Below are 15,024 nucleotides of genomic sequence, written 5' to 3'. Positions count from 1 at the left end.
GGAGTTTTTTCCCCGGAGCCTCCCACCAGCTGTTATCCACCGTTGCAGTCTCAGCGCGCCGGCCCGGTTTCCTTCCTGTCTGCCTGCTTACGCGCCCGCGCAAACTGCAGCCCGGCGACGCCGGCGGTCGCAGCGAGCGCCAGGCCGATCGGAATGATGCTCGAGGGCTGGTCGGCCTTTCTGAGCACCGCCACCACGTCATATCCGACATCCAGCCCGATGCGCTTGGCGTAGGAGCCGAAATCGACATTGCTGATCATCAGCGCGTCGCCCGCTTGCGTGATGGTAAGTCCAATGCCGCGCAGGCGCTCCAGCGGCTCGCCCGGCTCCCCGAGCGGCACATTGACCGTCTTGCGTACATCTTCGCCCATGAGGTCGACACCCTCGACGACGAAATTGATGCGGCCATCGGCCGGCGTCTGCGCGACCGCCGACAGGAACTCGCTCGCCGGCAACTCCTCGTAAGGCGGCGACACCTGGTTGAGCCACCAGTCCGGCCGAAACAGCGTGAAGCAGATGAGAAGCAGGGCCGCACTTTCCCAAAGCCGGCTTTTCGTCACGAACCAGTTCATTGTCGCTGCCGAAAACAGCAGGATGGCGATCAATGAGACCGTCGCCACCCAGATCGTCTGGGGCCAGGTGTCGACTTCGATCAGCAGGATCGCCGGATTGAAGATGAAGACGAACGGCAGGATCGCGGTGCGCAGCGAATAGAGCGCGCCCTGGAAGCCGGTGGCGATCGGGTCTTCCTTGGAAATCGCCGCCGCAGCGAAGGCCGCCAGCCCGACGGGCGGGGTGATGTCGGCCATGATGCCGAAGTAAAAGACGAACAGGTGGACCGCGATCAGCGGGATCGGCAGTCCGGCCTGCGCACCGAGATCGACCACCACCGGCGCCATCAGCGTCGCCACGAGGATGTAGTTTGCGGTGGTCGGAATACCCATGCCGAGCACAAGGCTGATCGCGGCGATCAGGATCAGCATAAGGATGACGTTGCCGCCGGAGATGAACTCGACGAGCTCCGTCATCATCAGGCCGAGACCGGTCAGCGTGATCGTGCCGACGACGATGCCGGCGGTGGCCGTGGCGATACCGATGCCGATCATGTTGCGGGCGCCGAGCGCCAGCCCGTCGATCAGGTCGTCCCAGGCAGCACGCACTGAGGCGGCGAGGTTTTCGTTACGGAATACCGCCATCAGCGGCTTGCGGGTGGCGACGATACCGAGGATCGACAGGGTCGCCCAGAACGCCGAGAGGCCTGGCGACATCTGCTCTACCATCAGGCACCACAGAAGCACCGCGATCGGGATGAGGAAATCGAGCCCGGTCCGCGTGACGTCCCAGGCGCGCGGCAGTTCCAGGATTGGCGCGTTCGGATCGTCAAGTGCGAGGTCCGGATAGCGCGAGGAATACCAGACCGAGGCGACGTAGAGAGCTACGCCAGCGATTCCGAGCACCGGCGGCGCAGTCCCGCCAAAGACAGCCTGGATAGCAACGATGCCGTAATAGACTATACAGACAGCGAGAATGCTGCCCGACAGTCCCAGCCCCATCCGCAGCATCCGTTCTCTTGCCGGCGTCGGACGCTGCGGGATCGTCTTCAGGTCCATCTTTATCGCTTCGAGATGAACCATGTAGAGCAGCGCGAGATAGGAGAAGACCGCCGGCAGCAGCGCGTGCATGACGATCTCCGAATAGGGAATGCCGACATATTCGACCATCAGGAAGGCGGCCGCGCCCATGACCGGCGGCATGATCTGGCCGTTGATCGAGGCTGAAGCCTCGATGGCGCCCGCCTTGACGCCGGAAAGGCCGGTGCGCTTCATCAGCGGGATGGTGAAGATGCCGCCTGAAACCACGTTGGAGACGGACGAGCCGGACACGACGCCGTTGAGAGCCGATGAGACCACGGCGACTTTCGCCGGGCCGCCGCGCAGATGGCCGAGCAGCGCGATGGAGATCTGCATCATCCAGTTGCCGGCACCTGCCTTTTCCAGAAGCGTACCGAACAGGACGAAGAGAAAGACGAAGCTCGTCGATACGCCAAGTGCAATCCCGAAGACGCCTTCGGTGGTCAGCCATTGATGGTTGAGAAACTTATTGAGCGATGCGCCGCGATGCTGAATCACGTCCGGCATGTACTGGCCGGCAAAGGTATAGAAGATGAAGACACATGCCACGACCACCATTGGAAGGCCGAGCGCGCGGCGCGTCGCTTCGAGGAGCAACAGGATGCCAACTGTGCCGGTAACGAGATCGAGCGTGGTTGGCTGGCCGGGCCGTCCGGAAAGCTCGACGTAGAAGAGAAAGAGATAGGAGCCGGCAAACCCCCCGACCGCGGCCAGCACCCAGTCGAGCAGCGGCACACGATCGCGGGGCGAGGATCTCAGCGCCGGATAGGCGAGGAACGTCAAGAACAGCGCGAAGCCGAGGTGAATGGCGCGCGCTTCCGTATCATTAAGGATGCCGAAGCCGAACACGAACGGCAAAGGCGAAGCGTACCAGAGCTGGAAAAGCGACCAGGCAACTGCAACCCAAAGCAGGATTCGAGCGACTGTTCCGCTCGGATGCCTGCCACCCGTATCAGCCTCCGCGACAAGCTGTTCGAGCTCTTCGAGATCGACGCCGGCCGGTTGTCCCTTCACTTCGCTCATGACGCCTCCTGTTGCGGATGGTCCGGTGGGTCCGCTGGATCCGCCGGGCTGTCGTCAGATCACGAAGCCTACTTCAGCCAGCCCTTCTCCTTGAAGTATTTTTCAGCGCCCGGATGCAGTGGCGCGGAATTTCCTTCCGACACCATCTTGGCCGGATCGAGATTGGCAAAGGCCGGATGCAGCGACTTGAACTCGTCGAAATTTTCGAACACCGACCTGGTCAGCTGATAGACGCTCTCGTCAGGAACCTTGGCCGAGGTGACCAGCGTGGCGAGCACCCCGAAAGTCTCGGTATCGTCGGGATTGTTGGCGTAGAGCCCGCCCGGGATCACCGCCTTGGCGTAGTAGGGATTTTCTGCGACCAGCTTGTCCACGACTTCTCCGGTCAACGGCACCAGCTTGGCAGCGCAGGTAGTGGTCGGATCCTGGATGTTCGCGGAGGGATGGCCGACGCCGTAGAAGAACCCGTCGATCTTGCCGTCGCAGAGAGCCGGGCCGTGCTCGTCAGCCTTCAACTCCGATGCGAGCGAAAAGTCGGCCAACGTCCAGCCCATCGCGCCGAGCAGACGTTCCATGGAAGCGCGTGTCCCGGAACCGGGATTGCCGACGTTGAAACGTTTACCCTTGAAGTCCTCGAATTTCGTCACGCCGGCATTCGGATGCGCCAGGACCGTGAACGGCTCCGGATGGATCGAGAAAACCGCACGCAGGTCGGTATGGGCGCCACCGTCCTTGAATGATTCCAGCCCCTTGTAGGCGTTGTACTGGACGTCGGACTGCGCCATGCCGAAGTCGAGTTCGCCTTCCTTGATCGTGTTCACGTTGAATGCCGATCCGCCGGTCGATTCCACCGAGCAGCGGATGCCATGCGTCTTACGATCCTTGTTGAGCAGGCGGCAGATAGCGCCGCCGGCGGCATAATAGACGCCGGTGACGCCACCGGTCCCGATGGTAACGAAATTCTGCTGCGCCATTGCGCTGGCCGAAAACAGCAGCGCGGCCGACAAGGCGGCGATCTGCGCTCCGTGGCGTGCAGTTCGGGCATGTTTCATCTGGTTCTCCCTTGGTACTTTGCGTGCCGTCGCGCCGTCCGGTTGTTTTAGTGTCAAGGCACGTCGATGCATGCTACGATTGTTGCGCTTTATCAATCAAGGGAAATGCTTGTTACAATGAATACGCGGGAGATGGGTTTCGACGCGCTTCTGGCGCGTATATTGACCGAACTCCCCGAACTGAGCTCAGAACTGCGCAAGGCGGCGCGATTCCTGGTCGATCATCCCGACGAGGTGGCGCTGGTTTCCATGCGGGTTCTGGCCGCGCGATCAGAGGTGACACCGACGACCTTCGTGCGATTGGCGCGGCGGCTGGGCTTCGGTGACTGGGCGGCGCTGCGCAAGCCGTTCGAGGACCGGCTGCGCTCCGGAAAGGCGCCTTTCGCGGCAAGGGCCGATGCGCTTGTCAAGCGCGGGTCGGAGGCGATTTTCGCTGAATCGCTGAGGACGACCGTTGCCAATCTGGCGGCGGCCGAAGCGGCCAATGGCAGCGAAGAAATAGCAACGGCTTGCGCGATACTGGAGAAGGCACAGCGCATACGCGTCGCCGGGTTCCGAAGCTGCCGCGCGCCCGCCCACGCGCTCGTCTACCTCTGCCGGATGTTTCGGCGCGACGTCACGCTGCTCGGCGGCGACGGCGGTGCGATGGAGGCGGAACTCGCAGCGCTTGGAAAGAGGGAAGCGGTCGTCGCGATCGGCTTTTCGCCCTATTCGCGTGAACTCGGGCCGGTGATGGAGGCTGCGCAACGACACAGCGTTCCGATTGTCGCGATCGTCGACAGCATGGCTGCTCCGATCGCGCGGCATGCCGACGTTACCTTGCGATTCTCTACCGACAGCCCGTCCTTCTTCCCGTCGGTAGCCGCAGCTATGGCTATCGTGGAAGCGCTGGCTGCAACGATGCTGGCGCGCAGCGGGCCGGCCGCCGCGGCTCGTGTCAGGGAGACGGAACTGGAGTTACAGGCGTTCGGGGCCTATCTGCCGGAATGAGGGGCGCTGGCGCTATGCCACCGCAGCGTCTATCGCGTCGCCGAGTCGTTCGACAATCGCGTCGATTGCTGCGGCGTCCACGACGAATGGCGGCGCAAGCAGCACATGATCGCCGCGCACGCCGTCGATCGTGCCTCCCGCGGGATAGACGAGCAGTCCGCGCGCCATTGCCTCGCGCTTGATCTTCGCATTGAGCTTCAGCTTCGGTTCAAAGGGCGCCTTGGTCGAGCGATCCTCAACCAGTTCCACACCCATGAAAAGGCCGCGCCCGCGAATGTCGCCGATATGGGCATGGTTGCCGAACCGCTCGCCCAGTCGCTGCGAAAGATGTGCTCCCATCGCCCGAACATTGGCGAGCAGATCGTCCCGAGCGATCACCTCCTGGACGGCAAGAGCCGCCGCGCAGGCCATCGGGTGGCACATATAGGTGTGGCCGTGCTGGAAGAAGCCGGAGCCTTCGGCGAAAGCGTCGAAGATGCGGCGTGAAAGCAGCACCGCACCAATAGGCTGGTAGCCTCCACCGAGGCCTTTGGCTATTGTCATCAGGTCGGGCGCGACACCGTCCTGCTCGCAGGCATGCAGCGTCCCGGTGCGGCCCATGCCGCACATCACCTCGTCGAGGATGAGGAGCACACCGTAGCGGTCACAGATTTCGCGGATGCGCCTGAAATAGCCGGGAACGGCGGGCACCGCCCCTGCTGTCGCGCCGACGACAGGTTCCGCGACGAAGGCCATGACGGTGTCCGGACCGAGTTCGAGAATTTTGTCCTCGAGCGCCTGGGCGGCGCGCAGGCCGTAGGCCTCCTCACTCTCACCGGCCTTCTGGTAGCGGTAGGCATAGCATGGCTCGATGTGGTACGTGTTGATCAGCAACGGGCGGAATTGGGCACGGCGCCACTCATTACCCCCGGCAGCGAGAGCGCCGAGCGTGTTGCCGTGATAGCTCTGTCGACGGGCAATGACGTTTCGCCGCTCGGGCTTGCCAGTCTCGACGAAAAACTGCCGTGCCATCTTGAGCGCCGCCTCCACCGCTTCGGAGCCGCCGGACACGAAATAGGCGTGGCTAATACCTTGTGGCGCCCCGGAGACGAGCTTGTCGGCCAATGTCTCGGCCCGCTCGTTGGTGAAAAAGCTGGTGTGGGCATAGGCGAGCTTATCGGCCTGTGCGTGGAGCGCGGCCGTCACGTCGGGATGGCTGTGGCCGAGGCAGGAAACCGCCGCGCCGCCTGACGCGTCGATATAGGCGCGGCCATCGCGGTCGAAGAGTTCGATACCCTTGCCGCCTATCGCGACGGGCAGGGTCGCATGGATCTGGCGATGCAGGATGTGTGTCATGCTTTCCTCGATTGACGATGGCGCGGTTTGGAGCGACCCTATCATGCAACATATGTTACATAGTGCGCAATACTGAAACAATTGGACTGCACCTATGACCGTCGACAGGGACGTGACCGGCCCCGGACTTATCGCGCCGACGGCAATCGCCGTTGCGCCGAATGGTGGACGGCGTGGCAAGGAAGACCACCCTGCCCTGCCGATCGGCCCCCAGGAACTGGCCCGAACCGCCGCCGCCTGCCTCGAGGCGGGCGCCGCTATGATCCATGCGCATGTCCGCGATCGCGACGGCGGCCATTTGCTCGACGCGCACGCTTATCGCGAAACGACGAAAGCGATACGCGATGCGGTGGGCGAGCGGCTGATCATCCAGATCACCAGCGAAGCGGTCGGCCGATACCAGCCGGCCGAGCAGATGGCGGTGGTGCGCGCTACCCGCCCTGAGGCGGTTTCGCTGGCGCTGCGCGAACTGGTGCCAGACGCTGCCCATGAGACCGCTTTCGCGGAGTTCCTGTGGTGGCTGAAGTGCGAGCGGATCGCCCCTCAGATGATCCTCTACGCGCCCGAAGAGACGTCGGCCCTAGCCGCCATGCAGCAGCGCGGGCTGGTGCCTTTCGATGGCATCCCGGTGCTCTATGTGCTCGGCCGCTACACGCCAGGCCAGGTTTCGCGACCGGCCGATCTGCTTCCCTTTCTTGCGCATGACCGCCCGCGCTTCGCGCACTGGATGGTCTGCGCCTTCGGTCGGGAAGAAACCGCTTGCGTTACGGCCGGTGCGCTGCTGGGCGGTCATGCCCGCGTCGGCTTCGAGAACAATTTTACTCTGGCCGACGGTACAACCGCCAAGGACAATGCCGCGCTCGTAGCGGCGACCAAAGGCGCGCTGACTGCTTGCGGCGTCAGGACCGCCCAAGCCGACGACCTGCGCGCCGCTTGGTCGATCCAGCTTTAAACCCTCGCCCAATGCCTTGAACGGCCCCGTCGGGTCGTCACATTTGTCAAAAATCGCTTTGTTACGCTGCAACCGAACTCTTTGGCTGACGTTAAGGTTGCAATGGGCGCTGGGGAGGCCTTTATGCAGACATACCTCGTCGAACAAATGGAGGGCGATGACGTGATCGCGGTGCGTATCATCAACGCGCCGAGCCCTTTCAAAGCCGCCGCCATGTCGACAGATCGACGTGTTACCCTCCGAACGTGGGAAAAGGATTGGATCCGAGTAACCGACGAGAACCGGGGACATATCTTTGCATACTGCTTTGTCTCCGACGGAGACTCCGACACCAGCGGGCGTGGCCCGACAAAAGCACCAGGTAAACCAAGAAAAGCCCAAAAAACTGATCAGAGAGCCGGGTAGGCTCAAACCCCTGAATCTTTGCTCCTAGCTGTATCGCGCTAATTTCCTGACGACTTCGCGACCACTGACAGCGGCGGCGCCTGCTGCCACATTGCCGATTATAGCCCGCAACAGCACGAATTAAGCCAATAGCCGGCGGCGCTGGTCGGTTGTCAGGCGCGATCGCCTGTGCCCGTGAGCCTCCGGTCGACGCGAAGCGTCCGCAGCACGAGACGACGCCAAAGTGAGCAACCGCGGCCGTTTGGTGAAGATCGCCGCATCATCAGAATGATCGATGAAAAGATTTCGGCCGGGGGCGATAAGTGACCTTAATCTTAGCGTGAGCCACTCATGTCTCCGGCATATTTGGGATCAGAAAAGGCACGTCTGGATCTAGGGGCGGATTGTCAGCCAGCGGCCTCCCGCAGGTGGTCAAACGTCCCGGATTACGCACTTGATCAGGGCGGTCCTGTACTGCGCCCTCATCAACGCATGGGCGTCGATTTTGCGAACGTTACCGTCTTCGATCACCTGAGAGACGTCACCAAGCAATATCCCAACAAACTCGCGATCAGCGACGGCACCACTCGTCTGACGTATTCCCAGCTTTTCCAGGCCGTCGAGATGTTGTCCCACCGAATTGCGGCCGTCGTTCCCAACGGGCAGGCGATCGGAATCCTTCAGGCCAACTCTGCCTGGTACCCGGTGGCTATCTTGGCGAGCATGGCGGTTGGGCGGCCTTCCGTGCCACTCAACACGAGAGATCCCTACTCGCGAACCAATGAGATAGTTGTTGCGGCGCGGCTCTCGGCGGTCATAGGCGACGGCAATGTTCGCCCTGTCGGTTTGGCTCAGGATGTCCACTGGATTGATGCGACTACCAGCATCACGCCGCAAGTGCAGCCGATACCCCAGTCCTGTTCCGTCTCGGTCGACGCGCCCGCGATAGTACTCTACACCTCAGGCAGCACTGGCCATCCCAAAGGCGTCGTCAACAGCCAGCGCAGTCTGCTGTGGCGGGTTCAGCAATATGTCGACGCATGCCACATCAATTCGGATGATGTTTTCCTGCCCTTGACCGCGCCCGCCACGATCGCCGGTTGCCGGGAGGTTCTCGCTGCCGTTCTGACCGGCGCCACCTTGCATCTCGCCGAGCTCGAAGCCATCGGCCTGCGGGCGGTCCAACGCCTGGTAGAATCCGAAGGCGTGACGGTGACCTATCTGGTTCCGGCCTTGCTCCGCGCACTCATGGCGGACAAACCTGCTGACGCGTTCCGCTCGCTCCGAGTGGCCCGGATCGGAGGAGAGACGGTGTCATGGACCGATATCGCCCTGCTGCGCAAGGTCGTTTCGAGCACTTGCCTCATCCAGATCGGTTACTCGTCAACCGAGACCACAGGGTCGCAATGGTTCTTACCGCAGGACTGGCCGGAGGAAGGCGTCTCGGTTCCGGTTGGCTGGCTGCTTCCAGGAATCGCGTTCGCGATTGTCGATGAAAGAGGCCGCCGCGTTCAGCCGGGCAAGAGCGGAGAGCTCCTGATAAGAAGCCCGTATGTCCTGCTTGGCCATTGGGAGAACGGCGCCGTCGTGCCGGCGGAATCGGATCCGGATGACCCGGATCTTCGGATCCTCGCGACGGGTGACCTCGTCCAACTTGACAGTCATGGCCTGCTGCGGATCGTCGGACGTAAGGGGCGCCAGATAACGATCAATGGTCGGCGTATCGAGCCGGCCGAACTCGAACGGGTGTTGCGTAGCGCGCCTGACGTGGAGGATGCCGTTGCAATCGTGACGGCGGCAAATGAGCTTGTTGCATTCGCCATTCCCCAGCCATGGGCGGGCCCTGCCTTTTCGGACGAGCTTCGCCAGCTTGTCAGAACGAAGCTGCCGCCGCCGCTGTGTCCCTTGCGGCTCCACACGATCGCCGGGATTCCGCGTCTGCCGGGTGGCAAGGTCGACATGACTACGCTTGCGGAGATCGATCTTTCAGCCAGGAAGATTGCCCCAGCCGCGCAGCCGTCCAATGCGAGCGAACTGACCGTCCACCGGACAGTGCAGCATGCCTGGAACAATATCCTCAATACACGCGTCGCCGCAGGCCGCTGGGATGACGCAGGCGGAGATTCGCTGAAGCTGCTGCAATGCGTCATGGAAATCGAAAGCGCCATCGGGCAGGAACTCAGTCTCGAGGGCTTCACGGTCGGTATGAGCGCGGACGAAATGGTCAAGGCGGTCGTGTCCGCACAAGCAGGCGCCCTACGCACGCAAGTACAAAAGCACGACCCCCCAATTCTTTTCCTGCTCCCGGGATCCGCCGGCTATGGCCCAAGCTTCGCCGCCTTTGCGTCCTCGATGGGCAAGATCGCACGAGTGGTCCCCATCAGATATCCTGCCCTGGCTATGATATTGCGCGGACCAAACACTGTCGCAAACATCGCCGAGGGCGCGGTTCAGCAGATCCGCCGCGCTCAGCCAACGGGTCCGATAAGACTTCTCGGCCATTCGCTCGGCGGCGCCGTCGCGTTCGAGGTTGCGGAGCGGCTGCTGGCCGCGGGGCGAACTGTGAAGTTCCTCGGCATCCTCGACACGAGCCTCCTCGGCGAGCGCAGCACCTATTGGGAGATGTTTGTCCGCACATATCATCGGATCCGAACCAACCGCGTGACCGCTGACCGGATGGTTTGCCGCTTCGTTGCAAAAGTCGCTGTAAAAATGGGCTTCGAGGCGCAGCTCGCCCGCATCCTCGATCGCTATGCCCAGGACGGGTTCAACACGACGAGCTTCAGGACCAAGCTGGAACTGCAGGGACAATTGCGGGGGCGAGCTTTCTATCAGTGGTTGGCGAGACCCAGACCGACGCTGCCGATCACTGGAACCCTCTTCCGCTGCGCACGGCCCAAAATGCCTCTGGCCATAGGGTGGGATGGCGCTTTCGTGCGTCTGGATGTGATTCCGGTCGTTGGCAGTCACTTCGATATCGTCACAGAGCCCCATCTCGCCACCAACCGCCCACTCATCAAGAAGGCGTTGGAGCAAACCTATTCTGCGGCTGAGCTTTGCAAACGGGAGTACAGACCATCGACGTGATCTCACAATTCAGCACGGGCACGCTGGTGCTCGATGCTCGCGCGGAGGTCGATCGCATCGTTCAGATCCTGCGCGAGCAGGTTTTTGGCACGCTGCGGCGCCGTGGCGTGGTTGTCGGCCTCTCCGGGGGTATCGACAGCTCCGTTGTCGCATCCTTGTGCGCACGCGCGTTCGGGAAAGACAAGGTCTTGGGGATATTCATGCCGGAGCGCCATTCCTCCGGCGATTCGCTAAGGCTTGGCCGCAGCGTCGCAGCCCAGCTTGGCATCGATACGATCCTGGAAGACATAGCACCAGCACTTGAGGCCGTCGGCGCCTATCGCCGACAGATCGAAGCGATCCAGACGGTCGTTCCCCAATATGGCGACGGCTGGAAATGCAAGCTCGTGCTCGCGTCGGTTCTCGAGAGCCACGGTCTCAACATCACACGCCTCACGGTTCAGGATCCCGAGGGCAAGACCGATACGGTGCGTCTGTCGCCGGCAGCCTATCTGCAGATCGTTGCTGCAACCAACTACAAACAGCGCCTGCGCAAGATGACCGAGTACTACCACGCGGACCGCCTCAACTATGCCGTGGCAGGTACGCCAAACCGCCTGGAGTACGACCAAGGCTTCTTCGTCAAGCAGGGCGACGGAATTGCCGATCTGATGCCAATCGTCCACCTCTACAAGACCCAGGTTTACCAGCTGGCTGAATACCTTGGGGTGGATGAAGAGGTCCGGCGGCGGCCGCCGACCACGGATACCTTCTCCATGGCCCAGAGTCAGGAAGAATTCTACTTCGCGCTGCCTTATCATCTGATGGATCTGTGCCTCTACGGCTTGAACCACGGAATTTCTGCCGACGAGGTCGCCGCAGCTGCCGGCCTCACCGCGGCCCAGGTTCAGAAAGTCTTCAAGGACATCGACACCAAACGGCGTGCCGCACGCTACCTTCACGCACGGCCTTTGCCGACCACTGCGATGGGCGAGGGCTGACCGGATGTGCGGCATAGCCGGAATCATCTCGCTAGGCGCCTACGCGGCTCCTCCTTCGCGCGAGGCATTGATGCACATGGTGGGCGCACTCGCGCATCGCGGCCCTGACGAGCGCGGCCTTTACCGCGACAAACGCGCGGGATTGGCGCATGCCCGCCTGTCCGTCGTCGATCTCTCCAACGGCCAGCAGCCACTCGCGGACGCGGGCGACACGACGTGGATCGTCTTCAACGGCGAGATCTTCAACTACCTCGAGTTGCGTGAAAAGTTGATCGCCCTCGGCCACCGCTTCCGCACCCATAGCGACACAGAGGTCATCGTCCATGCCTATCGCGCGTGGGGCGAGGCTGCCTTCGAGCGGATGAACGGGCAATGGGCGGTCGCAATCTGGGACTCGGTGGCGGGTCGTCTCGTGTTATCGCGCGATCGGTTTGGTATCTGCCCCTTGCATTTCTGCGAGCATGGGGGGCGCCTTTACTTTGCCAGCGAAGTGAAAGCCATTTTCGCGGCCGACATGAATATACCCCGTGCTTTTGATCCAGCCGGCATCGATCAGACTTTCACGCTCTGGACAGTCGTTCCGCCGCAAGGCGTATTTCAGGGGATCAGCGAACTCACCCCAGGGCACGTCCGCATTTACGAAAGTGGCACCGTTCGCGAGCGGGCCTTCTGGAAGCCTTGCTATCCCGATATTTCCGATTCCCGCCGTGGGGAATTCACCGGCTCGCTCGACGACGCGGTGGACGAAGTGCGCGGCGCCCTGGAGGCTGCGACGGCGCTCAGGATCGTGCAGGCCGACGTGCCGGTCGGCTGCTATCTGTCGGGCGGGCTCGACAGCTCGCTAGTCGCCACGCTGGGAAGGCGCTACGCGGGCGAGCGGTTCCAGACCTTCTCCCTGCGTTTCGCCGACGCCGAGTATGACGAGACCCGTTTCCAGCGCCTGGTCGCCGGCGCGACCCGGAGCGAGCACCATGAGGTGGTGGTTTCGCGCAGCGACATCGCCGAGATCTTTCCCGAGGTGATCTACCACACAGAGCGTCCAATCCTGAGGACAGCGCCTGCGCCGCTGTTCCTGCTCTCTAGGCTGGTGCGAAAACACGGCATCAAGGTCGTGCTGACCGGCGAAGGAGCTGACGAAATGTTCGCTGGCTATGACCTGTTCCGCGAAGGCAGAGTTCGCCGCTTTTGGGGACGCCAGCCCGCATCGACACGGCGCTCACGGCTGCTGGAGCGCCTGTATCCCTATCTCAGCCGCTCGCCGGTACATCAGCAAGCAATGGCGCGCCAGTTCTTCGGGCGCGATATCCAGGCCTATGACACGCCCGGCTTTGCACATGACACACGCTGGCGCACCACCAGCGCCATCAAGCGATTGTTCTCCGCCGACATGCGCGCCGAGTCCGAGCGCCGCAATGCCGTGCCCGAGCTGATCGCCCGCCTGCCCGCGGAGTTTTCGCGATGGGGCTCGCTCGCGCAGGACCAGTATATCGAGATCCAGACGCTGATGTCGGGATACCTGCTTTCTTCGCAAGGGGACAGGATGCTCATGGCCCACTCCGTCGAGGGGCGCTTCCCGTTCCTGGACGATGAACTCGTGACGCTCGCGAATTCGCTTCCGGATGCCTACAAGCTGCGCGTCCTCGACGAAAAGCACGTGTTGAAGCGGGTGGCGGAACCGATCGTGCCGTCGGAAATCGTGGCCCGCAAGAAGCAGCCGTACCGAGCGCCCAACGCGCTTTGCTTCGTTGCCGGCGATGCTCCGGCCTATGTCCGCGAAGCGCTTTCGGAGACGTCGCTGCGCGAGGCAAACGTTTTCGATCCGAAGTCGGTCACGCGTCTGCTGGACAAATGTCGAGCCAGGGCGAGCGACGGCGATCTGTCCAATTCCGACAACATGGCGCTGGTCGGCGTGCTGTCGACCCAGCTTCTTCACCAGCAGTTTGTCGCAAGCCGTCCCGGTGGGGTCCGCCTGGGCGAGCTCAGCGTCGACGTTGACCGCGAGCATCGCGAAGAGGTGCTGGCATGATGCATGGCGCCGTACCACTGCTGCATGACTACCTCACCCACGCCGCCAGCCGGGTCTGTGAGAAGGTGGCGCTGGTGTGCGGCGGGCAACGTGTCACCTATGGCGAGCTCGAAGCGCGCTCGAACGCCATCGCGCAACATCTGGCCGCGTCTGGGGTTGCACGCGGAGATCGCGTGATGATCTTCGCCGACAACACTGTCGAGACGGTCGTCGCCTTCTGGGCGGTGCTCAAGGCGAACGCCGTGGTGTGCATCGTCAATCCGCTCACCAAGAGCGACAAGCTTGATTACCTGCTCAACGATTGCCGACCGACGGCACTGATCACGGACAGGCACCTGCACTCGATCTTTAGCGAACCGGCACGCAACTGCCCGTCATTGCGCCGGGTGATCGTCTCCGGGCCGATCATCGAGGCCGAGCTGACAGGACTGCCGCACGCCGTGCGCTGGGACAGCGTAGTCGCCGCCGATGGTAGCGTACCGCCGGCGCGCCGGTGCATCGATATCGATCTCGCTGCCATCATCTACACATCTGGATCGACAGGCGAACCCAAGGGCGTGATGCTGACGCACAGGAACATGACTGCCGCGTGCACGTCGATCGCTTCATACCTGAAGCTGTGCGAAGACGAGGTGATCCTCAACGTTTTGCCTCTCGCCTTCGATTACGGCCTGTACCAGATGATCATGGCGTTTCGCACTGGCGCTCGGCTGGTGCTTGAACGCTCGTTCGCTTTCCCGGCGCAGATCCTCGGGTTGATCAAGCAGGAGAGGGTGACAGGTTTTCCCGGCGTGCCGACCATCTTCGCCGCACTCTCGGATCTCAAGTCGCTGAAAAACCATGACTTTTCGAGCATTCGCTACGTCACGAACACTGCGGCTGCCCTGCCGCTCAAGCACATTCTCATGCTGCAGGACCTGTTTCCGGATGCGCGCATCTATTCAATGTATGGCCTCACCGAATGCAAGCGCTGCACCTATCTGCCGCCGGAAGACCTTGAGCGAAAGCCATTGAGCGTCGGCATCGCCATCCCGAACACGGAAATGTGGATTGTCGACGAGCATGACAGGCCGGTGGGTCCTGATGTCGTTGGCCAACTCGTCATCCGCGGGGCGACGGTGATGAAGGGCTATTGGGGTAAGCCGGAAGCCACGGCCAGAAAACTCAAACCCGGCCCGTTGCCGGGCGAGCAGGTCTTGTACACCGGCGACTACTGCCGGATGGACGCGGAAGGCTACCTCTACTTCATCGGTCGCGGCGATGAGATCATAAAATCGCGAGGAGAGAAGATAGCGCCGAAGGAGGTGGAAAACGCGCTGCTGGATATTCCAGGTGTGCGGGAAGCCGCGGTCATCGGCGTTCCGGACGAGTTGCTCGGACAAGCTGTGAAAGCCTTCGTCGTGATCGAGCAAGGAAGAATCGTCGGCGAAAGGCAGTTGCAGAAAGAATGCCAGAGACGATTGGAAAATTTCATGGTTCCGAAGTCCATCGTGATCGTGCCCAGCCTACCGATGACAGACACAGGCAAACTCAAAAAAACGGCCCTGTCATGAGGCGGTTTCTG

The 15,024-nt window shown here is 62.1% G+C and carries 10 protein-coding genes; 7 read left to right on the top strand and 3 right to left on the bottom strand.

Translation table 11 applies throughout. The features are described from left to right. Positions 1-50 precede the first annotated feature (50 nt). A complete protein-coding gene (locus ACWTU8_RS08640; RefSeq protein WP_455847790.1) occupies positions 51-2,654 on the bottom strand; it encodes a TRAP transporter permease in 2,604 nt (867 codons plus the stop codon). Between the two features lie 68 nt (positions 2,655-2,722). Beyond that, positions 2,723-3,706 carry a TAXI family TRAP transporter solute-binding subunit gene (locus tag ACWTU8_RS08635; protein ID WP_455847789.1) on the bottom strand — a complete coding sequence of 328 codons (984 nt, stop codon included), beginning with the start codon at positions 3,704-3,706 and terminating at the stop codon, positions 2,723-2,725. A gap of 117 nt (positions 3,707-3,823) precedes the next feature. Here ACWTU8_RS08635 and ACWTU8_RS08630 point away from each other — a divergent pair, with 117 nt between their 5' ends. Then, a complete protein-coding gene (locus tag ACWTU8_RS08630) occupies positions 3,824-4,696 on the top strand; it encodes a MurR/RpiR family transcriptional regulator (RefSeq protein WP_455839745.1) in 873 nt (290 codons plus the stop codon). A gap of 12 nt (positions 4,697-4,708) precedes the next feature. Here the strand turns inward: ACWTU8_RS08630 and ACWTU8_RS08625 are convergent, their stop codons facing one another. After that, positions 4,709-6,031, bottom strand: a complete 1,323-nt coding sequence (locus ACWTU8_RS08625) for an aspartate aminotransferase family protein (protein WP_455847788.1) — start codon at positions 6,029-6,031, stop codon at positions 4,709-4,711. A 94-nt stretch (positions 6,032-6,125) separates the two neighbouring features. Here ACWTU8_RS08625 and ACWTU8_RS08620 point away from each other — a divergent pair, with 94 nt between their 5' ends. The 6 genes from ACWTU8_RS08620 to ACWTU8_RS08595 all read left to right on the top strand — a co-directional run bounded on the left by ACWTU8_RS08620 (position 6,126) and on the right by ACWTU8_RS08595 (position 15,013). Beyond that, positions 6,126-6,983 (top strand): 3-keto-5-aminohexanoate cleavage protein, encoded by an 858-nt coding sequence (locus ACWTU8_RS08620; RefSeq protein ID WP_455847787.1) that lies wholly within the window; start codon positions 6,126-6,128, stop codon positions 6,981-6,983. A 123-nt stretch (positions 6,984-7,106) separates the two neighbouring features. Next, the gene (locus tag ACWTU8_RS08615) at positions 7,107-7,388 is read left to right on the top strand and encodes a hypothetical protein (protein WP_455847786.1); all 282 of its coding nucleotides are present in this window, start codon (positions 7,107-7,109) and stop codon (positions 7,386-7,388) included. A gap of 330 nt (positions 7,389-7,718) precedes the next feature. Continuing rightward, complete coding sequence (locus tag ACWTU8_RS08610; RefSeq protein WP_455847785.1) at positions 7,719-10,454, top strand: AMP-binding protein; 2,736 nt, start codon at positions 7,719-7,721, stop codon at positions 10,452-10,454. Then, positions 10,451-11,434, top strand: coding sequence for an NAD(+) synthase (gene nadE / locus ACWTU8_RS08605; protein ID WP_455847784.1), 984 nt, complete (start codon positions 10,451-10,453; stop codon positions 11,432-11,434). Before ACWTU8_RS08610 ends, nadE begins: the two co-directional genes overlap by 4 nt. 4 nt (positions 11,435-11,438) lie before the next feature. After that, a complete protein-coding gene (asnB, locus tag ACWTU8_RS08600) occupies positions 11,439-13,460 on the top strand; it encodes an asparagine synthase (glutamine-hydrolyzing) (protein WP_455847783.1) in 2,022 nt (673 codons plus the stop codon). Beyond that, positions 13,457-15,013, top strand: a complete 1,557-nt coding sequence (locus tag ACWTU8_RS08595; RefSeq protein WP_455847782.1) for a class I adenylate-forming enzyme family protein — start codon at positions 13,457-13,459, stop codon at positions 15,011-15,013. Before asnB ends, ACWTU8_RS08595 begins: the two co-directional genes overlap by 4 nt. Positions 15,014-15,024: the final 11 nt, after the last annotated feature.

It is taken from the genome of Mesorhizobium sp. BHbdii, from assembly GCF_053848045.1.
This window is presented reverse-complemented; position numbering and strand designations above follow the sequence as displayed.

Bases quoted from the DNA above. Each gene is read 5' to 3' on its own strand.
- ACWTU8_RS08635 (WP_455847789.1), bottom strand. From the start codon at position 3,706: ATGAAACATGCCCGAACTGCACGCCACGGAGCGCAGATCGCCGCCTTG.
- ACWTU8_RS08615 (WP_455847786.1), top strand. From the start codon at position 7,107: ATGCAGACATACCTCGTCGAACAAATGGAGGGCGATGACGTGATCGCG.
- ACWTU8_RS08625 (WP_455847788.1), bottom strand. From the start codon at position 6,031: ATGACACACATCCTGCATCGCCAGATCCATGCGACCCTGCCCGTCGCG.
- ACWTU8_RS08630 (WP_455839745.1), top strand. From the start codon at position 3,824: ATGAATACGCGGGAGATGGGTTTCGACGCGCTTCTGGCGCGTATATTG.
- asnB (WP_455847783.1), top strand. From the start codon at position 11,439: ATGTGCGGCATAGCCGGAATCATCTCGCTAGGCGCCTACGCGGCTCCT.
- ACWTU8_RS08610 (WP_455847785.1), top strand. From the start codon at position 7,719: ATGTCTCCGGCATATTTGGGATCAGAAAAGGCACGTCTGGATCTAGGG.
- ACWTU8_RS08640 (WP_455847790.1), bottom strand. From the start codon at position 2,654: ATGAGCGAAGTGAAGGGACAACCGGCCGGCGTCGATCTCGAAGAGCTC.
- ACWTU8_RS08595 (WP_455847782.1), top strand. From the start codon at position 13,457: ATGATGCATGGCGCCGTACCACTGCTGCATGACTACCTCACCCACGCC.
- ACWTU8_RS08620 (WP_455847787.1), top strand. From the start codon at position 6,126: ATGACCGTCGACAGGGACGTGACCGGCCCCGGACTTATCGCGCCGACG.